Below are 21,992 nucleotides of genomic sequence, written 5' to 3'. Positions count from 1 at the left end.
GGCGCTGGACCGGAGGCTGTAACGCACGATTACTGTTCCTCGCGCTGAAAATCGTCTGACAGCCATGACGCAAGCCCGGTGTATGGGTTCGGGGCGCCTTAGTGGAGGCGGGGTTTGGGGTGGGCGTCGGATCGGGCGCCCATGCATTGCCAAGTCAGCGTGTCGTCCGTTTTGCCGCCGTCTCCGCCTGCTTCAGCACTTCCCACACTTCATCGTGTTCGATGAACCGCCGCCAGGGCTGTTGCAAGACTTCGGCACAGACCTGTTGGCAGCGCTGCTGGTGGTGCGGATGGCTGGCCGCCAGCGCCAGCAGGGTGCGCAGATAGCTGTCGTAGAGCGGATAGCGCAGCGTCTTGTCGTACTCGCACAGCGCCATGGCCAGATCGAGTCGCGCAAGGCTGTCCTCGAGCTCAGTGAGGCTGGGCGGGCTAGCCTGTTCAAACGAAATCTCTGCCAGACGCAGAGCGGTAAAGCGCAGCACCTCGCGGATCGGGTCGTCGGCACGCAATGAAGGCCAAAGCGTACAAGGCGACAGCCGTTGCCAGGCTGCCCGGCAGATGGCGTGGTGCTCTTCCCGGCGTTCCAGCTCGATGCTGAGCCAGCATTGCAGATTGAATAATTCCGCCCACTGCAAGGCGTCGTGCTGGTCGGCCTCGCGCAGCAGCCGTTCGATCCGGCACAGGTATTCCCAGGCCTTTGCATAGGTGGTCCGATGACTGCTCAAACGGTAGGCGTCGTCGAACCCGTCCCTCACAGCGCGATGGTCGAAGTCGCTGCGTGCTTTGTTGCGAGCGGGATGGTAGTGGGCGTAATCGTCCACCGGTGCCATGGAGCCGGCTGCCTGCAAGGCAGCGGCTGCCTCAGCGTGCTGGCCTTGCAGATGGTGACAATAGCCAAGAAGGAAACTGGCCGTGGCGGCAATCGCGGGGTTGGTGGCGCTCGGCAGGCTCTGGAAATCGGCCTGGGCTTTGGCAAGCGCCGCTGGCTGCTGCATCAGATAGCCACGGCCGCGTTCGAGCAGCAGCCAGGCGTGCGGCAGTTCACGGCTGGGCTTGGCCAGCAAGCCGTTAAATACCTCGGCGTAGTGCGCCGCCGGCACCTCGTCGGCCTGGCTGGGATCGGCACGCAGTGCGGTGAGGCAGACCGCGACGCTGCGCAGCGCCAGCGGCAGATGGCGCAGCCGGTCGGGATAGCGGCCGATGAATTTCCTGGCCATCGAGTCATTGAGGAATTGCGGCGGAATCGCGTGGAGCTGGGCCGGCTCGGCATTGAAGCAAGCCAGGGCAAGCTGCTCGTCAAAGTGCGCCGGCGGAATTTCTTCTGCCTTGAGCCGCTGTTCACGCGGGCCGTTGCGCAGCTTATTGAGCATGCTTTCCTTGTCCCAGAACACCAGCCAGCAGCGCAGGCCGTAGCGGATATTGCGCCCAAGGCAGGCAGCAGCTTGATGGGCTGCGACGATTTCCGGCCAGTCGGGATCCTGGCCATACAGCGCTTCGGCATGCCGGTACAGCTCGGCATCGAACAGATGGCCCGGAATCGAATCGAGCGCCGCCTTGTCGAGGCTGAGCGCCCGTTGCAGCATCGGTGCGGTCTTGTAGTCGGACGGGATATGGTGCTGCACGAATTCCGTGCCGCCACAGGCCAGGGCCAGCAGCCATAGTTCGTCGTCTTGCAGGGCCGCCGGGACGGCGAACAGCGCTTCGCTGTCGAGCCGGATGGCCGCTTCGCAGAGTGCGCGATCAAGCAGCGAAGCGGGCAATTCGCTCAGGCCCACCTGACAGCGCAGCAGATGCAGACAGACTTCACGGTCGAGCAAGGCGGCGGGAAGGCGTCTGATGGGCAGGGGGCCTGTGTCTGGTGCCGCAGCCAGACAGATTTCCCGGCTGATCAGCTCGTCGGGCAGATAGGCCAGATAACTGGCATCGTGGCTGACCAATTGCCGCGCCGATTCGGCGCTATAGGCCGCAGGCGGGAAATGCGGGGCGAATAGGTCGGCTTTCCTGGGATGACGCTTGAGCAGTGCTTCGAGCAGTGCCGGCGTGCGTTCTGCCATGGGCGCGCGCCTGATCCGGCTGGGGTGGCGCAGCACCAGCTTGCGCCACCAGTGCTGATCGCGCCGCGGAGCGTGGTCTTCGAGCCGCTGGTTTTCCCAATCGACTTCGACCAGCGGTTTGCTCAGAAAAGCGGTATCGAGCCGTTCATCGAGCGGCCGATCGAACTCGCCAGCGCGGGCAATCGCGCGGCAGCGGTAGCTATCGGCTTCGTCCCGACGACCCTGGCGCCACAGATGGGCGGCCATCAGCCAGTTGAGGGTGCCATGGTCCGATTGATGGGCGAGCCCGGCTTCGATATCGCGGATGGCCTGTTCGCGGTAGCTGGCAGCCGAGTCGGCTTCGTAATCGGGTCGGGCAGGGTCGCTCAGCAGCAGATAGGCTTCGGCACGAACGCGCAGCAGATTGGCATGGGCGTATTGGCCGGCCGCTTCGATCACCGGACCGACCAGATCGGCTGCAAGCCGTGGCAGGTCAAGACGCAGGGCCGTGGCGCCGGCGAGAAAGGCGCCTTCGTTGTAGAGGGTGTACTGGCGGGCCGGGAACGCGTTGGCTGCCTGCTGTAGATAGGGCAATGCCTGACGGTAGGCACCAGCCAGATAGAGGCACTGTCCCAGCTTGACCGACAGCGGGGCGTAAGCTGGCGCGAGCCGGGCGGCTTCGCGGTAGTAGAGCCAGCCCAGCAGTTCCTTGCCCTGACTGAACGCCTCGTCGCCCTCGCGCTGTAGCGCCAGCGCTGCCGGGTCAAAGCCTTCGCGCACAATCGGCTGGCCTTGGCGCAGATGGTCGCCTATCGCGCTGATATCCCAGCAAGGCGCATCGTGATAGTGCTCGACCACCAGTTGCTGCACCTCGTCACGCAGCGCGAACATGGCGTCGTGCCAAGTAAGGACCGGGTTGTCATGGTCCAATGCTTGGCAGTAATCCCAGTCGGTCAGCAGACAGACCAGGGTATCGGGCGACAGCGTCAGCGTGTCGAGATGGTGGAACCAGGAAAACAGATAAGGCGTATACACCGTCGCGCGCGGCGGCGTGCGGTTCATCTCGTGGTCCTCGGCCATCAGGCTGGCATAAGCGGCCGAATGGATGGGACCTAAAGCCAGCAGGTCATAAGCGGTCAGCGACAGGCCGCTGCCGTGGACGGCGCCCGTGGTCCAGATCGCCGTCCTGCTCTGGAAATCGAGCCGGACATCACCCTCGATCAACAAGGTGCGTATTGCATTGTCCTTGAGCCAGTCGCGCCAGTCCTGGGTCAGATGATGGTTGCCCGACAGCACCACCACCGGGTCTTCCGCCGCATCTTCATCCCATTCCCATTCCTCGCGCAGTTCATAGAGGGCCGGATAGCGCTCGAATACTTCGGCCTGGGTCAGGACCCGGTAGCGATCAGGCGGGGTGGAAACGAAAGTGCTGTGCATCGGCTGGACCTCAGGGGGGCGGCGGACGAAAGGGAAACAGATCGGCTGGCAGTGTCCCTGAAACTGCCTACCCCGGGCAGGGGAGTAATACCGGACCCGTCAGCATTCTCCTGCTCACTGGCGCCGACACCGAACATATCGAGGGGCGTCAGCCGTGAGACGGCATGACGCACCAGGGTTTCGGTTCTCTGTGGGGGAGGGCTTACGGTCTGCGGCCCAGGCCCTTCGCTGGCGCATTTCCACTGAAATGGCGTCGCAGCAAGTCTGGTGGAGCGCTGGGAGCCGGCGCCATGAGGTCCGGACACACTGACTCCGAACTGGCCGGCAAGGCGCCGAGGGAGGACTGGACGCCCAGCTGAAGGCCGCCCGAGCTACAGATGGCGGGTTTCCGCCGGGGCATGTTGCCAATTGTTGTGGCGGCCGTCGGCGTAGCGCACCGGGGCGTTGGCCAGTTCCTCGTCGCTGACATTGTCAAGGCAGGCCACATTGACCGAATAGAAATCGCCGCCCAGCACATCGAGATGACCACGTCCGAACGGCCGGATGCCGCAATGGCGGCAGAACAGATGGTGCATGGCATTGCTGCCGAACTGGTAGTCGCTCAAGGCCGATTCGCCCGACAGCAGCCGAAAGGCCGCCGGTTTGACCAGCACGCCCCAATAGCGGCTTTTGGCGCAGATCGAGCAATTGCATTTGCCGGTGCCGCTGGCGAGGTCGATATCGGCTTCGAAACGGACTTTGCCGCAATGGCAGCTTCCCTGGTAACGCTTGAGCATGCGGGGCCTCCTGTTGGCCGGGCAGCAGGAAGCATGACCCGGCACGGTGATGGTCTACATGGAAAATAACAGGAAAAACGACTGCTAGAGGTGGTACGGGTATTGATCGAAAAAGTTCATTCCATGCCACCGCGTTGTAAGCGGTGCGCTTGCATTGTCTCGGCCTGGAAGGCGGCCAGCAACAAGCCGTGCAGCCGTTCGGCATGCTGGCTGTTGTCGGCGCTGACATTGCAGACATAGATATCGAGGGTGACGCCACCGCGTTCGGGCCAGGTATGGACGGCCAGATGCGACTCGGCCAGCAGGAGCGCCCCGGTGACGCCGCCGGGCTGGCCGTCGAGTCCGGGGAAGGTGTGCCAGCGCTCGCCCACGATGGTCAGCTGGCAATCCTCGACATGACGGCGGCACAGTCTGGCCAGTTGCCCGGCATCGGTCAGCAGGGCTGTGTCGCAGCGGCAACGGTATAAATCGGCAGTCAGATGCAGCCCGTGCATGGTCAATCCAGTGGCAAAAAATGGCCGGCGCGGCGCATTCAGTTTGGCCCATTGCGTGGGCGTCCGCCATCCAATATCCAGCGGGCCGCCTCGACGCCCCAATACTGGGCTTCCTCGAACAGGCTGATCCCGCCGACATCGGCATGGGCCAGCGCGACATGGGAAGTCGGCTGGCGCAAGGCCCGCCGCTCGGGCGCCAGAAAACCGGGGGTCGGCCGGGCCATCGCATGGCCCCAGCGCCAGACATCGAGTCGGGTGCAGATCTCGCCGATCTCGGGATGCGCCCGGGCCAGATCGGCCAGAATCGCCTGTGCCCACTCGGGCTGACTGCGCTGCCACAGCCACTGGCGGCCGGCGGCAGGGCTCACTTCGGTCAAGGCGCGGTAATAGGTCAGCACCGTCGCCATCGGCCGCATCTGGAGCGACTGATGGGTCGCCACCACATAGCCCAGTCCCTGTCCCTGATAGAGCACATTGTCCCAACTGAGCGGCGCGTGGCCGAGATCCTGCGGCAATTGGCTCAGCGTCAGATTGGCCACCAGCCAGGGCGCATAGTCGATCCGCCGTGCGGCCGCGGCCCAGACGGCGGGCAGTTGCGGCCAGAGCCGGGGCAGCAGCCCGACCGGGCCGGCCCAGACCAGCCGGTCGATCCGATAACGCAGCGTCTCGCGCCGCTCGGCATCGTAGACATCGACTTCCCGGCCGTCGGCGCCGATCCGGTACACCATCTGGCCAAGCCGCAGACGCGCTGCAAAGCGCTCGACCAGCCGCTGCACCAGCCAGCCATTGCCCTCGGGCCAGGTCAGCACCGTGTCATGCGAGGCATTGGCGGCCTCGCCGTCGCGGCTGGCGAAATAGTGGATACCGGCCCAGGCCGAGGTCTCGGCATAACTGGTGCCGTAGTCGTCGCGGCAACCGTAGTCGATGTACCAATGCAGGCTGGGGGCGTCGTAGCCGTTGCGCTGGAGCCAGTCGCGCATGCTGATGCGGTCAAGTGCCAACAGACTGGGATCGTCCGAACTCAAGGCCAAGGGCAGCGCAAAGGCCGGCCGGCCGTCGGCGCCGTGCAAGCTGGCGAAACGGTGCATCTCGGCATCGAAGCGCCGGTACTGTTCGAGCGCACCGGGCGGCAGGCCGAAGGTCGGCACCACGCCTTCCTGCCAGTTGCCATGGATATACAGACGCTCCTGCGGGCTGTGGCACAGATGGCGTTCGTCGTATTCGGGCCGCAGCGTCTCGGGGTCGCCGCGCAGTATGCCCAGATCGCTCAGCAGCAGGCGGACATAGCGTGCCTGCGGGCCCGGCAGCGGCAGATAGTGGGCACCCCACGGATAAGACGTCACGGCATTGCTGCCCCAGCGGGCATTGCCGCCGGGCTGCCCTTCCAGATCGAGCAGCAGGAAATCCTGATGGCCCGAGCGTTGCAGCCACCAGGCGCAACTGAGCCCGCCGATGCCGGCGCCGGCGATCAGCACCGGCACGTCGATGGTGCGGGTGGGAGGCGGGAAGCGGTGGCCGTCGCGTAGCAGATGGCCCAGTGCATGCGAGGGGCCGAGCAACTCACCGGGCGGCAAGGGTCTGGGGCGCGGCACACAACCCAGCAGCGCCCCGGCCGCACTGCCGGCCAGAAAGCGGCGGCGGTCGGTGGGCATCAGCGGATCACTCCGCGCCACTCCTGTTCGAAGATACGCACCAGTATCTGGTTATTGAGCCGGTTGACCTCGCCCGGCACCCGGCTCATATCGGCCGGGAAGTGGAATAGCGTGGGCAGCACTGCCGGCGTCAGAAAACGGGTCGGTACCGGCACCCGGGGCGGCGGCTGATAGTCGTCGCGGCTGACCAGGATATAGCCCCATTCGCCGAACGACGGCACCATGGCGTGATAGGGCGTGGCCTTGAGGCCAACGCTTTCGATTGTATTCACCACGGTCCAGTAAGCCCGGCGCGCATACAGGGGCGAAGTCGACTGCACCACGGCGCGGCCGCGTGCGCTCAGCGTATGTTCGAGCAGGCGATAGAAGGTATTGGTGTAGAGCTTGCCGACGGCGTAATTGGTCGGATCGGGGAAGTCGACCACGATAAAGTCGAAGGCATCGCGCTGGTTTTCCAGCCAGCGGAAGGCATCGGCCTCGATCACCTTGACCCGGGGCGAATGAAAGGCATCGCCATTGAGGCGGCGCAGCGCCGGGTGTTCGCGAAATAGCTGCGGCATCGCCGGGTCGAGTTCGACCAGCGTGACCGATTCGACCTGCGGATATTTCAGGATTTCACGCACCGCCAGACCATCGCCGCCCCCGAGCACCAATACCCGGCGCGCCCAGGGCGTGGCGGCCAGACCCGGATGGACCAGCGCTTCGTGATAGCGGTATTCGTCGTGCGAAGAGAATTGCAGATTGCTGTTGAGAAACAGCCGGTAGTCGTCCTTCCAGCGCGTCAGCACCATGCGCTGGTAAGGCGTGCTCTTGGTAAAGACGATGCGGTCCTGATACAGCGTACTTTCGGCCAGACTGCCCAATTGGTCGGCAGTGACAAAGCCGGTGCACAGCGCCAGCAACACGGCAATCGCCTGGGTCTGCAATACCCAGCGCTGGGCGAGCTGATCGCGAAACAGGTGGACGCTCCACAGGGCCACAGCGGTATTGAACAGGCCAAACAGAATCGCCGTGCGCACCATGCCAAGCTGCGGGGCCAGCCATAGCGGAAACAGGATCGAGACGGCCAGCGCGCCGAGATAGTCGAAACTGAGCACTTCCGACACCAGATCGCGAAAGCTGACCTGCTTTTCCAGCAATCGCATCACCAGCGGGATTTCGAGGCCGACCAGCGTGCCGATCAGAAACACCAGGCCATAGAGCAAGGGCAGAAAGCTGCCGGCCATCCAGGTGTACATCCAGAACAGCAGCAGCGCCGAGAAGCCGCCGATCAGGCCGACCAGCAGTTCGATCCGGATAAAGCGGGCGGCGATCTGGTCTTCGATATGGCGCGACAGCCACGAGCCCACCCCCATGGCAAACAGATAGACCCCGATCACCGTGGAGAACTGGGTGACCGAGTCACCGACCAGATAGCTCGATAGCGCAGCCGCCACCAGTTCGTAGGCAAGGCCGCACGAGGCAACCACGAAAACCGAGAAGAGCAGGGCATAACGCATCGTGGGCAGACGGTCGATAAAGGGCCGGGGCAGTGTAGCGGGGCAGGCCGACGGCGTCACCTGCCGTGGCTGGCAGGGTGGCTGCGGGTCGGACTGGGCGTTCTGGGTGGAAGCGAGCGGCAGGTGATGGCGCGGGAGTCCCGTCCGCTGGGGCCGGGGCAGGTGGCCGGAGTCCGTGCGATATCCGGATGCTGAGACTGGCCCGACACACTGCGTCCGCTATTTATGATGGATCAGCACGGTACGCGCGCCGTGACCGCGCTTGCCTTCGTCGCCAAATGCCGAGTAGCCCTTGTACTGGGCATAGGCAAAGACCATCAGCAGCAGGCTGGCGAGCACCATATAGACGCGCATCATCAGTCGTCATCCTCGTCATGGTCATCGAGCCGGCGCCGCTCGAAACGATGGGCGCGCCACCAGGCGATCAGCGGCACGATGCTCAACACGATCAGCAGCAGCCAGAAATTGCCCCACAGGGGGATATTGCTGACCAGCTTGATCTGGTCGCTGATCGGATTGAGTCGATAGCTGTCCTGTTCGGTCTCGGCCTCGATCTCGAGCACATAGTCGCCTTCGGGCACGGCGCCGAACATGGCCTGATCGCGCGGCTGGCCCTCGCTCCATGAGCTGCCGTCGTACTCATCGACACCATGGAAATAGGACAGCTCGCGGCTGAGCTGGTAATGGCGGCCGTTCTGGTTGTCGATCAGGGTCAGATCGACTGCCAGCCAACTGTTGTCGATCACCGCCTCATGCTGGGCCAGGATATTGCCGCCGTCGAAATGGAACGGCTGGCTGGTAAAGCTCTTGTGGCTCTGCTTCGGCTCGATCTCGATGCGCTGGGTCAGCAGCGTGCGATTGGCCGAGAACAGGGTGAAGACCATCATCACGATCAGCGCTGCAAAGCTGAAGCCGGCCCAGGCCAGCCAGAACGGCAGGATCTGATGGGGGGAGGGCTGGTTGGGGCCGACTCCCCGTGGTTCGGGCAGCGGATTGGCCAGCTTGAAGGCCTCGCTGATCTCGGTCGGATTGACGTATTCGGCCAGCGTCCAGTTGAGTTCGGTCTGGCTCTGCTCGCGCGACAACATCAAGGGCGGGGCGATGTAGTCATCGATCCCGACCACATCGTCGAGCTTGACCCGCCAGTTGAACTCGCCCACCACATAGATCACCTGCCCCAGATAACTGTGCAGATAACGAAACCGCTGTTGGTGATAGCTGACCTTGGGGGGCTTGTCGCCGTTGTCCTGTTCGGTCGGCAGCCGTGGTGGCGCCTTGGCGAAATTCCAGTGGCCGTGGTAGTCGGTCAGCCAGCGGAAGCCTTCCTTTTCGGCATGGAGCAGGTATTCGTCCCAGGTGCCCGTCTCGCTGCCCTGACTGTCGAGGCTGCGGCGGCGCATAAAGCCGAGGATGGTGTACTGGGCGCCGCGAAACTTGCCCTGGCTGCCGATCTCCAGCAGCGGACGGATGCCGAGCCGGGCATTGGCCTGCCCCAGCACGGCCATATTGGGGTCCTGCGGGTCGACGATGGTGCCGCAGCCGCGACAGGCCACGGCACGGATGCTGTCGAGACTGACCTGGAGCGGCCCGCCGCAGCCCTGGCATTTGAACTGACGCGCCTGGGCCTTCTTGGTCGGGGCCGGTCCGGTCTGGACCACGCCTTTGAACAGTTCTGCCGGCTCGACTGCCACGCCCAGATAGAGCTTGGGCGGACTGTCGCTGTAGTCGATGCTGGCAAAGCGGGTTTCCGAGCGCAGATCGACGGCCGGTGCATCCCAGCCGGCGCCGACCTTGAACGGCAGTTCGCCTTCGCCGGCGACGCAGCGGGCATGTTCGATATTGGTGACGGTAAAGGTATCGTTGCCGAGCCGGGCCTGCTGGCCGACTCGGAAATGGTCGATCGACGGCAGCGTGACTTTCAGGCTCTGCTCGAAGGTGACATACGCGAGCCCCGAGCCTTCCGATACCCAGCCGGTGCGGCCATCATCGAACAGGCAGTGCCATTCGTTCCAGTAACCGTCGGCGTATTGCAGTTGCAGACGGCCGATGACCCGGAAGCCGACGCTGCGAAAGCGTCCCATCAGGCCCAGGCGCAGCGGGCTATGGTCCTCGGCCAGCTCGGCCATCTTGCCCAGGTTTTCCAGGTCCAGATCGTGACGAACCAGGGTGCTGCGACAAAAGCCGCAGACTGCCATCACCGACCCTTTGGAACGGAACTCTACCTGGGCGCCACAAGCGGGGCACTTGGCAATCTGCATAAAGGATTCCGCAAAAGAAAAGCGCCACGACGGCTGCCGTGGGTTTCCCTAGCTTTATAGAACGCTGATAAAAGGCTGTTGGCCGTCTCGGACACCCGTTCAAGGGATGGACGGCATTGCCGATCAAAGAATAAATTTATCTGCAAATTAATCGCTAGATAAGAAGCGAGGTATTTGCAGATATTAAAAATATCTTCAAGAATTACCGCTCGGCGCCAGCGCCGGCTAGTGGATGGCCGAGGCGATGATGATGGCGATGCCTAGGCACATGGCGGCGACCACGGTGGCGAGTGCCTGGTTCTTGTCCTCGACGATGCCTTTCCACAGATCGTAAGGGGTGAGCTTGTCGATGATGATAAAGGCGACCCAGAACACCACCACGCCCAGCAGCGAGTAGACCAGCGAGCCGACCAGCTGGCCGGGCTTGAGCAATTCCAACATAAGGATGCCTCCGTAGAGCAGGGGTTATTTATGGTAAGCACGGCCGCCGCCGTGGACGGCGCTGCGTTCCTGGACCCGTTCGTCCGAACCGAACACCGAGTAGCCTTTGTACTGGCCCCAGCTATAGAACCCGGTCATTGCCACCGCCAGCACGAGATAGAGTCGGTACATCATTTTCCTTTGCTAGGGCTTATGGTCGCTCTCGGCCCAGCGTTGCCGTTCGAAGTTATTGCGCATGCTGGCAAACAGCGGCGGCAGCAGCAGCAATATCAGGGTCAGCCAGAAATTGCTCCAGATTGGCACGCCGCGCCGGACTTCGACCTGGTTCAGATAGGGCGGATGGCTGGGCGGCGCTTCCGCCTCGATTTCCAACAGATAGCGGCCAGCCGGAATATCGTGCAGCAGCGCCGTATCATCGGGACTGCCCTCGCTCCAGTCGCTGCCCGAGTAATAGCTGATCTCGCGCCCTAGCTGGTAGCGCTGGCTGGTGGCCACATTGATCAGATCGATATCGGTGGCGAGCCAGTTATTGCTCAGATTGCTGCGTTGCAGCACGGCCAGATTGCCGCTGCCGGGAATATCGAACGGCTGGCTGGTCCAGCTGCGGCGCGTCTCGTTGGCGTCGAGCGTCAGCGCCTGACTCCAGACGATACGGTTGGGGGCGGCGATCACAAAGATGGTCTGGAGCACCAGCAGCGTGATGCCGACCACCATATAGGTAAACCAGAAACTGCCCGAGGAGCCGGGCGGCGCCGGCTGGTTCGGGGCAATGCCGCGCGGTTCGGGCAGCGGTCGCTTGGGCCGGAACGCCTTGGCCACGGCATCGACCGGCAGATATTCGAGCAGGGTCCAGGTGATTTCGCGTTCGCTGCTTTCCTTGGACAGCAATAAGGGCGGGTCGATAAAGTCGTCCACCCGAATCTTGTCGCCGCGCTTGACCCGCCAGTTGAACTCGCCCACCACATGGACCACTTCGGCCTGATAGCCCTGGAAATGGCGGAAGCGATGCTTGAGATAGCGGGCATAGGCATGGATGCCCTTCTCTTCGCTGGGCTGGGCGGCCGTGGCATGGCCAAGGCTCCAGTGGCCATCGGTTTCGGTCAGCCAGGAATAGCCCGACTTCTCGTTCCACAGCAGGTATTCATTCCAGTGAAAGGTCTCGCCATCGCTGCGGCTGCGCCGGCCCAGGCAGCCGATGATGGTGTACTGGGTGCCGCGCAGCCGGCCCTGCATGCCAAGGTCGAGACTGCGCGGCAATGAGGCTTCGCCTTTTTTGCGCGCAGTGCTGATGACCTTGAGCTGGGCATCGGCCAGATCGACCACGGCGCCGCAATGGTCGCAGCCGTAGACCTTGGCTTCGTCGGTCACGGGCTGGATCGGCGCGCCGCAGCCGGTGCATTTGAACTGACGGGTCTTGACCTGCTTGGTCGGGGCCGGACCCACCGGCATGCCGGCGATCAGATCAGCCGGCGGCACCGATTCGCCGACATAGAGCCGGGGCGGGTCGCTGCTGTAGTCGAGGCTGGCGAATTGCTGGCCTTCACGCAGATCGACGGCCGGCGCCGGAAAGCCCGGTCCGACCGCAAACGGCAATTCGCCGGCGCCGCCTACACAGGTGGCGCGCTCCAGATTGCTGACCCGATAAAGCCGACCGGCCAGCTTGAGCGCCTGGCCCGGGACGATATGGTCGAATGGTGGTGGGGTGATATCGAGTGGGACTTCGAAGGTGACGTAGGCCAGTCCCGAGCCTTCCGAGACCCAGCCGGTGCGGCCGTCGTGGAAGTGGCAGTACCACTCATTCCAGTAGCCGTCCTCGTAATGCAGCTGGATACGGCCGACGATGGTAAAGGCCACGCCCCGGTAGCGACCGACCAGCCCGAGCGAAAACGGACTGCGGTCTTCGGCCAGCACGGCCATGCGACCGATCTGCTCAAGGTCGACGTCGTGTCGCACCAGGGTGGCCCGGCAATGGCGACAGACGGCGACCACCGACTGGGCGGTATGGAACCCGACTTCGGCACCGCACGAAGGACAGGGAGCGCTATACATGGTCGCAAAGGAAGTGGAAGGCGCCTGGCAGAATAGCACAGCCCTACCGCGACCCGTTGGTGGAAAACCACCCTATGCGCCCGCAGTGGGCACCTAGCTGCTGGCGGCGGTCCAGACCAGGTTGATATTCAGTGTCCTGCTGCCCCAATCGGACCCCGCATCGCTATCGAGTTCAAAGCACAGCGCCGTATTGGTCGGTGGCGCCAGCGCCGGCAGACGGATCAGAAACTGCTGCGGCTGGGCGGCCTCGGGCGGATCGGCACGCATGGAGAAGCGCTCCAGGGTGCGGCGCTCCTCGCCTTCCATCAGCGACAAGCTGAACACCGGGCTGAAGATCGGGGAGGGGGAATTGTGGCGCAGGGTCAGACTGGCCCGCAGCCGGCCCTCGGTCAGCGCCTGCACCTGCTCCAGGCTCTGGTCGAGACAGAGCCGGACTGGCAGTTCGGCATAGGCAACCGTGCGCTCGGCACTGCTGGCCGTCACACCGGCAACTGACAGCAGGGCACCGAACAAGCTGGCACTGAGACGTACTGGAAAATGGCGGTTCATCGTGTTTTCTCCTGGTCGCTCCGGCCAGCACAGCCATCTCGCCTGAGGCCGGGACTACGTGACGTGACGGTCGGTCCGGACACCCCTAGGGCGCACCGCCAGCCAGGGGAAGGACACGATGTCGTCGTGTCACTGTGGCTTGGATCGACCCGCCTTGGCAGTGGGTCAGCAAGCCAAGACCGATGGCTTGGTGCGGATGGCGATGGGCCGTTGCGGCGCTGACCCGTCGCCAAGTCAGCCATATCCGCCCCTTCGATGGTCGGACCGACCACCCCATCGCGCAGCAAGGCGTGTACCTCGGGCGGCGAAATGGTGCATCGCTGGGCTTCTCTTCAATGTGCTGCTGAGCGGTTCTTCCCTTAGCGCATTTCCAGTCAATTCGGCGTCAGTGTGTGCGGCCCTCAAAGCGCCGGCTCCTAGCGCTCAACCAGACTTGCTGCGACGCCGATTTCAGGGCAAATGCTGTAGCCAAGGCTCAGGTGGGAACTGGCAGATTGGGCAGCGGACGCACTGTGGCGGTATTCATGCCTACAAAGATCGTGGAGGGCGTCAGCCACCGAAGTGGCTAACGCTCCTGGACTCAGAAGGGAACTGCGTGCGGGGGATTGGTGGTCTGGCAGCGTGGAGCGGTCCGGACGCCGCGTAGACACATCAATGTAAAAGTCATGCTCCTCATTTTGTTTATTTTTTCCTTTATCTGGCAACAGATATTGCAAATGATTTGCAGGATATTTTCTATTTGGCTGGAAACCGCTCCAGCCCTCAATACACGGCTGCCAGATCGTACTGTCCCACCTGCTTGTGCAAGCTGGTGAGCACCGTATCGGTCTTGCCGCCATCGGGCCGTTGCCATACTTGTTTCGACAGATGCAGATTGCCCTGGATTGCCTCATCAAGCCGGGCTGCCATGCTTTCCTGATCGGGGCAGTCGACCAGGGCCTCCATGGTGTGTTTGAGCAGTTCGACCTTGGCCTGGGTCAGTTTCGAGTGGAAGTTGAACAGCGAGCTGGCCGATTGGCTTTCCACCTCGATCAGGTCGTTCAGATGCTTGCAGACCGTCATTTTCAGAAAACACAGCCGCCGTGCCGCATCGGCCGTCTGTACTGCCTGGGTCAGCCGTTGCTGCGGGCTGATCTGGTGGCTCGGGTCGCTGACCTGTTCGGCTTCGGCGTTGCGACGGCGCAGGCTGGGCGTGCCATCCTCGGCGGTGATGAAATCGACCTTGGTGCTGTTGGCCACGCCCTGGCGGATCGCCTCGATGGTGGCCTGATCGCCCTGCGCGTGGCTTTGGCTCAATAGCTTGTTCAGTTCGGTCACCAGGGCATCGGGATGGCGGTTGTTCCAGGCCGGATCGTTTCTGACCGTTATTCGCCCGCTGTCCGGATCGCCCTCGATCTGGAACAGCGTGCCAAAGGTGGCCTGATGCTGTTGCAGGGTCTCCTCGAAATGGTCGGGGCCTTGGTAGTAGTTCTGTAGGCCACGGTAGAGCGAGGCCGTCACATCGACGCTCAGATCGTGCAGCACCGACGGGGCTTCGCTGAGCCAATGCAGACCTTCGCTGCCTTTGTCGGCCAGCCATTGGCCGACCAGATGGCCGGTGGCGCCGCCGATTGCCCCGCCGGCCTGGCCGGTCCAGCCTTGCACGGTATTGCCGAGCGGGCCACCCACGATCCAGCCGCCGACTGTACCGAGGCCCTGGCCGATCAGCGCCGAGCCCTGGGTCAGCAACTGGGCAGGCACCTGGCCCAGGCCATCGACCACCTGCTGTGCACCATCGGGCAGCGCGTGGTAGAGGCCGCTGCCGGTCTGCTGGGCCAGACTGTGCAACTGCGAGGCAGCGCTGCTCAGGGTGTTATCGACCTGCTGGGCGGTATTGGCGACCTGATCCCAGCGGTTGTAGGCCAGATGGGCTTTGAGCGCCGGCCGCAGTTGCGCCAGGATCAGTCGGGTTTCCAGCTTGTCGCGCTGGCTGGGCTCGACCTCGCGCTGCTGTTCGAGCTGTTGCAGCGCCTGGGGCGTCAGACTGATCCGGCAGGCGTCGCCGCTGCCGGTGAGCCGGAACGAGGGATGGGCCTTGATCGCCTCGTCGAGTGCCGGCAGCGCGTACTGATTGCCGGCCTGTTGCAAGTGCTGGCGCAGCGTATTGAGCCGGTCCACGGTCTCGGCCACCGACCATTTGCCGTAAAGCTCGGGCTTGAATCGCAACTGCAAGTCCTGGCCGTTGGGCGAAATATCGAATAGCTCGCCCAGCTGCTGCTGCAACTCGTCGCGCACCTGCTGCTGCGGGTCGGTAATGGTGAGGCCGAGCCAGCCTGCCGCGCGTTGGCCCAGCACATGGCCCACCAACTGCTGCGGCGAACTGCTCAAGCCTTCGGCCCAGGCTTTGCCGAACTCGCTATTGGCTTCTCCGAGCAATTTCAATACTTCATGGCTGAGTTGCGCCTCCGCGACGGCCCGGTCGACTTCGCGCTGACAGTCGGCCGCCAGCGTGCGCAGACGATTGGCGATGGCCGGGTCGAGTCGATTGCCCAACTGCTGAAGGGTCAGGTTGAAATAGTCCAGCGACTGTTTGGCGATCTGCTTCTGATAACGGAAATCCTCGATACGCGGCAGCAGCACCGTCGCATTGCTGCGCACCAGCATATTGACGGCCTGACGCGCCTGCTCGGCCCCGATCGCCAGTTTGGAAGCGTTGCGCAGGGCCGTCATGCCTTCGCCGACGTCGCCATTCCGGTGCAGATCGAGTGCCGCCTGGAGCGTGGCCAGCCCTTGTTCGAGCTTGGCCATCTGCTGCGGATAGTTGGGGCTCAGCGTCACGCCCTCCGCTTCAAGCGCCTTGAGCTGCTGCGCCACGGTGGCGTAGTAGTCGTGGCTGTCGGACAGCGCACGCAGCCGCTCGGCATTGATCACCGGCTCCTGTGGCACTGGCGCCAGCGGCTGGTTGGCCAGGGGCTGGGCAAGCTGACTTGGCTGGACACGCTGGCTCGGCTGGACCTGAAGATCATGCTGGCTGAGCTGCCGGCTCGCTTCGGCCAGACCGAGGTGTTGCGACACGGCGACGTCGTTGACTTGCAAGGAGGTGGTCATGGCAGCCTCCCTCAGACACGCATCAGCAGTGCCGGCTGCGACGCTGCGGCCGGTTCGAGCGGCAGAGGCGGCAGCAGCGCTTCGGCATGGTCGGCCTGGAGCCTTGCCGCCAACTGCCGTGCCGTGCTGACGGCCCGGTCGAGCCGGCTGCCGAGCCGGGCGGCATCGAGTCCGGCCAGCTCGATCAGCAGGCAGTAGTGCAGCGCAGCCCCTTCTTCATCGAGCGCCACCGCACCGCCATCACTGGCATGTTGCAGCCAGTTGATCTGTAGTGCCGTGCGGGAAAGAAGCGGAAAATAAGTGGGATCGCAGTAGAGCAGGGTGGCTGAGAAATACAGACGATCCAGCGCTGGATCATGACACAGCAGGCAATGCAGCCCGTTGCGGTCACTGAACTCGGCCACGCCGTAGGCGTTCAAGCAGAGTCCAGGCAGAAAGTCATCGAGCCATTGCGACAGGTGGGAAGCAGGAACGGGTGTAGCGAGATCAGACACGGCATCACTCCTGGGGTAGACCCGCCCATCAGTAGGCGGGACGGTCCATCTGTAACGCCGGTCAACAGCCGGTTCCTTCTGTTTTGCTCGCTCAGACGAGTTGCAGCACCTCAGAAAGCGGCTTGCGCGGTTTCTGTCTGGCCTCGTCGTTTGCCCGATAGCCAATCGTGACGATCAAAGCCGGAATCTGCTGTGCCGTCAGACCAAATTCCCGCGACAAGGCCGCGCTGTCGAAGCCGGTCATCGGGCAGGAAGACAAGCCCATGCCTTCGGCGGCCAGCATCAGCGTCATGGCCGCCAGCGAGGCCGAGCGGATGGCCTCGTCGCGTTGCAGCACCGGCTGGTCGGCATAGCTGCGGCCGGCCTGCGCGACCCAGCTATCGGCAGTGCGCTGGCTCAGGATGTCGGCCGCGACCGCAGGCTGAAGCATTCTGGCGAGCTGCCGATGCCCATCGAGCGTGCCGCAAACGATCACGCTCACTGCTGCATCCATCACCTTCTGCTGGCCATAGGCCACTTCCTTCAGACGCGCCTTGGCTTCTGCTGAGCGCACCGCGATAAAGCACCAGTTTTGCAGGTTGTAGGCCGATGGCGCCCGGGTCGCCAGCGAGATCAGGTTGGCGATGGTGTCATCGCTGAGCGCACGCTCGGCGTCGTAGTCGTTGGTGGAAACGCGCGATTCGATGGCGTGTTGGATCGGATTCATCAAGGCGGCTCTGTTCATCAGGGAAGGAAAGGGTTACTGCGCTGCCTTGGCTGGGGCCATGGCCCATTGCACGGCGGAGACGCTGGCAAGCACCAGCAGCAGGCCGAGCAAGGCGATGCCGGTGATTGTCTGCCCCAGCAGCAGCCAGCCCAGGATCACGGCGGTGATTGGGCTCAGCAGATTGAGCGAGGACACGGCAACGGGCGAGATCTGCGTCAGGCCATGGAACCACAGCGTATAGGCGAGCAGGGCGCCTGCGAGGCTCAGATAGCTGTAGGCGAGCACCTGGCTCAGTTGCAGCGACGGCAATGGCGGGTCGGCCAATATGGCCACGGGCGCCAGCATCAGACCGCCCAGCAGCAGTTGCCAGCCGGTCAGTGCCAACAGCGGCAGATCGGGCTGCCAGCGTCGGGTCAGATAGGTGCCGGTGGCCATGCAGCCAGCGCCGACGGCAGCGGCAAGAAGGCCCAGGCTATCCCAGTGGGTCGCCGGCGACAGCAGCAAGGCGGCCATGCCGGCCACGCCAAGCAGACCGGCCAGCAGCGCCATTCTGGGCGGGACCTGCTGCGCCATGATCCAGGCCAGCGTCATCACCATCAGCGGCTGGGTGGCCCCGACCACGGCGGCAAGGCCGCCTGGCAAACGGTAGGCGGCGATAAACAGCAGCGCCTGGAACACCCCGATATTCAAGGCCGACAATAGCAGCATCCGTCCCCAGTCCCGTTTGGCCGGCAGCCGTCTGGCCAGCAGCACCAGCAGTATTCCCGCCGGCAGCGCGCGGATGGCGGCGGCCGAGAACGGTCGATCAGGCGGCAGCAGTTCGGTGGTGACGATATAGGTCGAGCCCCAGATCATCGGAGCCAGCGAGGTCAACAGAATGTCAGTCAGAGCCGGACGTGGGGTAGTCATGGAGATATCTTTAACTCAAGATATAATCGATTCTAGAAAACGAATTGTCTCGAAGTCAAGATAAGTGAGCTTGCCATGACGGAACCACGCCAGCCCGATGCGGTAGACCACATCCTGGAACAATGGCGCCAGGTGCGACCTGATCTCGATGCCAGCCCCATGGGGCCGATCGGCCGCCTCAAGCGCTGTTCGGCCCTGCTGCAACGCCGGCTCGACCAGGCGTTTGCCGCGTTTGGCATGACCGGCTGGGAATTCGATGTCCTGGCCACCCTGCGCCGTTCGGGCGAACCGTATTGTCTGGCCCCGACGGCACTGTTTTCGGCCTTGATGGTCACATCGGGCACCATGACCCACCGCTTGCAACGGCTGGAGGCCACTGGCCTGGTCGAGCGGGTCCAGAACAGCAAGGACGCCCGCAGCATGCTGGTGCAACTGACCCCGGCCGGACTGGAACTGATCGATCGGGCGGTCGAAGCGCATCTTGAAAACGAGCGACGGATTCTGGCGGCGCTGTCGCCCGACATCGTGGCAACGCTCAATGAGCAGCTCTCGATATGGTTGGTGGCGCTTGAAGAGGCGGAAAAAGCCGGTTAAGCGGTGGGAACGGTAGAAAGGGACCGGTTCGAGGGCCCCTTGATTTCAGCCGGAAGCTCAGTGTTCGCTGGGCTTTTCTGTTTTTTGGCGTAGAGATTTTGGGATATACGTTTATGAAACCTAGAACCGCTCTTATCGCCTGTGCGCTGTTGGGATTGACCGTCGGAGTGGGCATGCTGCGCTATGGGCAGTCGCCGACCGAACAGCCGTACCCTGGCAATGGCCTGTTCTTTTATTGATCCTCAATCCTGCGCTTCCCGATCGTCTGTCCGCGGCCGGTCGGTATGCCCCAGGTCACGCTCGGGCGCCACCACATCACGTACCCGCCGCTTGAGTTCAGCCGCATCGGGAAAGCCGCCATCGCGGCGTCGCTCCCAGACCGTCACCCCGTCGGCCACTACTTCAAATATCCCGCCGCTGCCCGGTTGCAGGGCGACTTCGCTCAATTCTTCTTCTAGGCTGGACAGCAGCTCCTGGGCAAGCCAGGCGGCGCGCAGCAGCCAGCGGCACTGGCGGCAGTAACGGATTTCGACATGGTGCATGGTGGAGAGTCTGGCTGGGAAAAAGCCAAGCCTACCTGAGCCGGGCGAACTTTTGCGTATTGGCCGGCTCTGCCTTTGACTGGGGGGAGCAGGCATACCGCTTGCCCTGCACTGACCGCTTTCGACTATAACAAAAGGCCCCGCCGACATGGAAAACCTGCTGCAAGCCATTGCCGCCGATTCGGTGCGCAGTGACGTCAGCTATCTCGACCGCCTGATCGAGCAACTGCGTCCGCGCAATCCACGCCATCCGGCCGATATCGAGCACAGCATCAATGCCGTGCGCTCGCTCGCCTATCTACTTGAACGTGAACCGCGCTACCGTCAGGGACTGCGCGACTATCTGACCTGCCTGGTCGGCGCCCGCCGTCAGGTCCAGCTCTATGCCGATACCGGCATCCTGTCCAACGAAGGCGTGTGGAGCGCCTTCTGGCACCGTCTCGGGGCCAAGCTGCTGCCTGAGGAATACTGCGACGAGCGCCTGCAGGATGTGCTTGGCCGGGTATTCCATCGCAGCGACGACTATCTGTGGGTCAGCGCCGTGCCACGTCAGATCTGGCTCGAGCTGTGGCAGGCACTGCATTTCGAGGAAAGTACGCCGGGCCCCGACCGGCGCCGTATCGAGCTGGAGCTGCTCGAATCGGTGCAGGTGCTGTCCTATCGCATCTCGGCCATCGGACTGGAGCCCGAGCTGGTGCGCAACTACCCGGCGATCGAGCGGTTCGAGTCGCCGTTTCTGACCCAGAACGTCGAGCTGCGCGACTATCTTGAAGCCTATAAAACCGCTCTGATCGAGCGCAGTGAGCCGGCACTCGATGACCGGGCGGTACGGGTGCTGCTGGGGCAATGCGACGAAATCGTGGCACGGATACGCAAGACCGCCGCCCGCGAAGGGGTCAGTGTCAGCCTGACCTATCTGATGGTGCGGCTCAGACAGCATCTGGACCGGCTGCGTCTGCTGCTCGATCTGCTCGACCCGGCCCAGCGCGAGCAGCGGCCCGAGCGCAGCATTGAATTTATCTGCCAACTGGTCGAAGCCGACAACCGCAAGACCAGCATCAAGGATCTGTTCATTACCAATTCCGACCTGATTGCGCTGCAAATCACCGAACATGCCGGCCGCACCGGCGAGCACTATATCGCCGCCGATCGGCGCGAATGGTCGCAGATGGCCAAGTCGGCCATGGGGGCCGGGTTTATCGTCGGCTTCATGGCGCTGATCAAGCTGTTGACCAGTAAATTGAAGCTGCCGCCGCTGGCCGAGGCGTTGGCGTTCAGCATGAATTACTCGTTCGGTTTTATGTTGATCCATACGCTGCATTTCACCATCGCCACCAAGCAACCGGCGATGACGGCAGCCAAGATCGCCGCCACCGTCGATGGGGCCGGAGCGATCCGCGGGCAGGATACGGTCGAGCGGCTGGCCGAGCTGGTGGAGAAGGTCTGTCGTACCCAGTTCATCGCCATCCTTGGCAATGTGCTGCTGGCGATGCCGACGGCGTTGATGATCGCGCTGGCGATGCGTCAATTGAGCGGCGAAAGCTGGTTGAGTCCGGAAAAGGCGCGTGCCCTGCTGCACGATATCGACCCCTTCAGCAGCCTTGCCTTGCCCCATGCGGCGATTGCCGGGGTCTGTCTGTTCCTTGCTGGGCTGATCTCGGGTTATTACGACAATAAGGCGGTGTATAACCGCATCCCGGCGCGGCTGCGGCAGCTGCGCTGGCCGCGTCGGCTGTTCGGTGAGGCACGCTGGGAGCGGGTCTGCACCTATATCGAGAATAATCTGGGGGCGCTGGCGGGTAACTTCTTCTTCGGCATCATGCTGGGCTCGATGGGGACCGTGGGCTTTCTGCTCGGCTTGCCGCTCGATATCCGCCATATCACCTTTTCTTCGGCCAACTTCGCCTATGCCCTGGTGGCGCTCGATTTCATGCTCGACTGGCGCACGATTGCGGTCTCTCTGCTTGGGATCATGCTGATCGGGCTGACCAATCTGGGGGTCAGTTTCATGCTGGCGCTGGTGGTGGCGCTGCGTTCGCGCCGTATCCGCTTTGGTCTGACCCGCCCGCTGCTGGGGCTGCTGAGCCGTCGCTTGCTGCGTTCGCCGCAGCGTTTCTTTATTCCGCCGCGCAGCGAGTCGGCCACGCTGCCGCCACAGCCACCAACCTTGTAGTGTGTCCCTGCCGCGAATGGCATAGATCGGAAACTTCTTGATATATAGCGAGGCCGTCCTTGTCAGGACGGCCTTTTTACTGTCTCAACGACGCCATGGCAGGGCAGGTTTCTTCTTAGTTTCAGACAAATACGGCGGTTTTCAGCTATGCCTCATAGGCACCACCCACCCCTTGCCTGCCAGGGGATAAAGAAAAAATAATGGAATTCTAATGTTTGAACTTGCATCCCATCGAGGTCACTCGCATACTACCGCGACCTAAAGTTGTGTAGATAACCTGGGTGGCTGGACTCAAAGGAG

General features: G+C 63.1%; 19 protein-coding genes. 3 read left to right on the top strand and 16 right to left on the bottom strand.

The window, feature by feature from the left end; translation table 11 throughout:
• Positions 1 to 154 precede the first annotated feature (154 nt).
• The 15 genes from ACFOW7_RS11145 to ACFOW7_RS11075 form a co-directional block, all read right to left on the bottom strand.
• Complete coding sequence (locus ACFOW7_RS11145; RefSeq protein ID WP_378164148.1) at positions 155 to 3,469, bottom strand: hypothetical protein; 3,315 nt, start codon at positions 3,467 to 3,469, stop codon at positions 155 to 157.
• Between the two features lie 371 nt (positions 3,470 to 3,840).
• Complete coding sequence (locus tag ACFOW7_RS11140) at positions 3,841 to 4,245, bottom strand: GFA family protein (protein WP_378164146.1); 405 nt, start codon at positions 4,243 to 4,245, stop codon at positions 3,841 to 3,843.
• 116 nt (positions 4,246 to 4,361) lie between these two features.
• Positions 4,362 to 4,739, bottom strand: a complete 378-nt coding sequence (gene speD / locus ACFOW7_RS11135; protein ID WP_378164144.1) for an adenosylmethionine decarboxylase — start codon at positions 4,737 to 4,739, stop codon at positions 4,362 to 4,364.
• A gap of 38 nt (positions 4,740 to 4,777) precedes the next feature.
• Positions 4,778 to 6,391 (bottom strand): FAD-dependent oxidoreductase, encoded by a 1,614-nt coding sequence (locus tag ACFOW7_RS11130; protein ID WP_378164142.1) that lies wholly within the window; start codon positions 6,389 to 6,391, stop codon positions 4,778 to 4,780.
• Positions 6,391 to 7,890: a polyamine aminopropyltransferase gene (locus ACFOW7_RS11125; protein WP_378168016.1), complete on the bottom strand. Its 1,500-nt coding sequence runs from the start codon at positions 7,888 to 7,890 to the stop codon at positions 6,391 to 6,393. Before ACFOW7_RS11125 ends, ACFOW7_RS11130 begins: the two co-directional genes overlap by 1 nt.
• Positions 7,891 to 8,109: 219 nt before the next feature.
• The gene (locus ACFOW7_RS11120) at positions 8,110 to 8,247 is read right to left on the bottom strand and encodes a hypothetical protein (protein WP_378164140.1); all 138 of its coding nucleotides are present in this window, start codon (positions 8,245 to 8,247) and stop codon (positions 8,110 to 8,112) included.
• Entirely contained in the window at positions 8,247 to 10,148 is a 1,902-nt protein-coding gene (locus tag ACFOW7_RS11115) for a DUF4178 domain-containing protein (protein WP_378164138.1), read from the bottom strand. The genes ACFOW7_RS11120 and ACFOW7_RS11115 overlap by 1 nt, the downstream gene beginning before the upstream one ends.
• 225 nt (positions 10,149 to 10,373) lie before the next feature.
• The gene (locus tag ACFOW7_RS11110) at positions 10,374 to 10,589 is read right to left on the bottom strand and encodes a DUF350 domain-containing protein (protein WP_378164136.1); all 216 of its coding nucleotides are present in this window, start codon (positions 10,587 to 10,589) and stop codon (positions 10,374 to 10,376) included.
• Between the two features lie 24 nt (positions 10,590 to 10,613).
• On the bottom strand, positions 10,614 to 10,763 hold the full coding sequence (locus ACFOW7_RS11105) for a hypothetical protein (protein WP_378164134.1): 150 nt from the start codon (positions 10,761 to 10,763) through the stop codon (positions 10,614 to 10,616).
• A 9-nt stretch (positions 10,764 to 10,772) separates the two neighbouring features.
• Positions 10,773 to 12,638 (bottom strand): DUF4178 domain-containing protein, encoded by a 1,866-nt coding sequence (locus tag ACFOW7_RS11100; protein ID WP_378164132.1) that lies wholly within the window; start codon positions 12,636 to 12,638, stop codon positions 10,773 to 10,775.
• Between the two features lie 93 nt (positions 12,639 to 12,731).
• Positions 12,732 to 13,187 carry a hypothetical protein gene (locus ACFOW7_RS11095; protein WP_378164130.1) on the bottom strand — a complete coding sequence of 152 codons (456 nt, stop codon included), beginning with the start codon at positions 13,185 to 13,187 and terminating at the stop codon, positions 12,732 to 12,734.
• Positions 13,188 to 13,949: 762 nt separating this feature from the next.
• Positions 13,950 to 16,274: a hypothetical protein gene (locus tag ACFOW7_RS11090; protein ID WP_378164128.1), complete on the bottom strand. Its 2,325-nt coding sequence runs from the start codon at positions 16,272 to 16,274 to the stop codon at positions 13,950 to 13,952.
• Positions 16,275 to 16,285: 11 nt separating this feature from the next.
• Positions 16,286 to 16,768 carry a CesT family type III secretion system chaperone gene (locus ACFOW7_RS11085; RefSeq protein ID WP_378164126.1) on the bottom strand — a complete coding sequence of 161 codons (483 nt, stop codon included), beginning with the start codon at positions 16,766 to 16,768 and terminating at the stop codon, positions 16,286 to 16,288.
• Between the two features lie 91 nt (positions 16,769 to 16,859).
• Positions 16,860 to 17,474, bottom strand: a complete 615-nt coding sequence (locus ACFOW7_RS11080; RefSeq protein WP_378164123.1) for a nitroreductase family protein — start codon at positions 17,472 to 17,474, stop codon at positions 16,860 to 16,862.
• A gap of 33 nt (positions 17,475 to 17,507) precedes the next feature.
• Complete coding sequence (locus ACFOW7_RS11075; RefSeq protein ID WP_378164121.1) at positions 17,508 to 18,383, bottom strand: EamA family transporter; 876 nt, start codon at positions 18,381 to 18,383, stop codon at positions 17,508 to 17,510.
• 75 nt (positions 18,384 to 18,458) lie between these two features.
• Here ACFOW7_RS11075 and ACFOW7_RS11070 point away from each other — a divergent pair, with 75 nt between their 5' ends.
• Both ACFOW7_RS11070 and ACFOW7_RS11065 read left to right on the top strand, forming a co-directional pair.
• Complete coding sequence (locus ACFOW7_RS11070; RefSeq protein ID WP_378164119.1) at positions 18,459 to 18,977, top strand: MarR family winged helix-turn-helix transcriptional regulator; 519 nt, start codon at positions 18,459 to 18,461, stop codon at positions 18,975 to 18,977.
• A gap of 113 nt (positions 18,978 to 19,090) precedes the next feature.
• Complete coding sequence (locus ACFOW7_RS11065) at positions 19,091 to 19,216, top strand: hypothetical protein (protein ID WP_378164117.1); 126 nt, start codon at positions 19,091 to 19,093, stop codon at positions 19,214 to 19,216.
• Between the two features lie 3 nt (positions 19,217 to 19,219).
• Here ACFOW7_RS11065 and ACFOW7_RS11060 read toward each other — a convergent pair whose 3' ends face one another.
• Complete coding sequence (locus tag ACFOW7_RS11060) at positions 19,220 to 19,519, bottom strand: SelT/SelW/SelH family protein (RefSeq protein WP_378164115.1); 300 nt, start codon at positions 19,517 to 19,519, stop codon at positions 19,220 to 19,222.
• 148 nt (positions 19,520 to 19,667) lie between these two features.
• Here ACFOW7_RS11060 and ACFOW7_RS11055 point away from each other — a divergent pair, with 148 nt between their 5' ends.
• Positions 19,668 to 21,692 (top strand): site-specific recombinase, encoded by a 2,025-nt coding sequence (locus ACFOW7_RS11055; RefSeq protein ID WP_378164112.1) that lies wholly within the window; start codon positions 19,668 to 19,670, stop codon positions 21,690 to 21,692.
• Positions 21,693 to 21,992 lie beyond the last annotated feature (300 nt).

It is taken from the genome of Chitinimonas lacunae (assembly GCF_042650885.1).
Classification (GTDB): domain Bacteria; phylum Pseudomonadota; class Gammaproteobacteria; order Burkholderiales; family Chitinimonadaceae; genus Chitinimonas_A; species Chitinimonas_A lacunae.
Note: the sequence above shows the minus strand (reverse complement) of the source record. Positions and strands in the feature narration are given on the sequence as shown.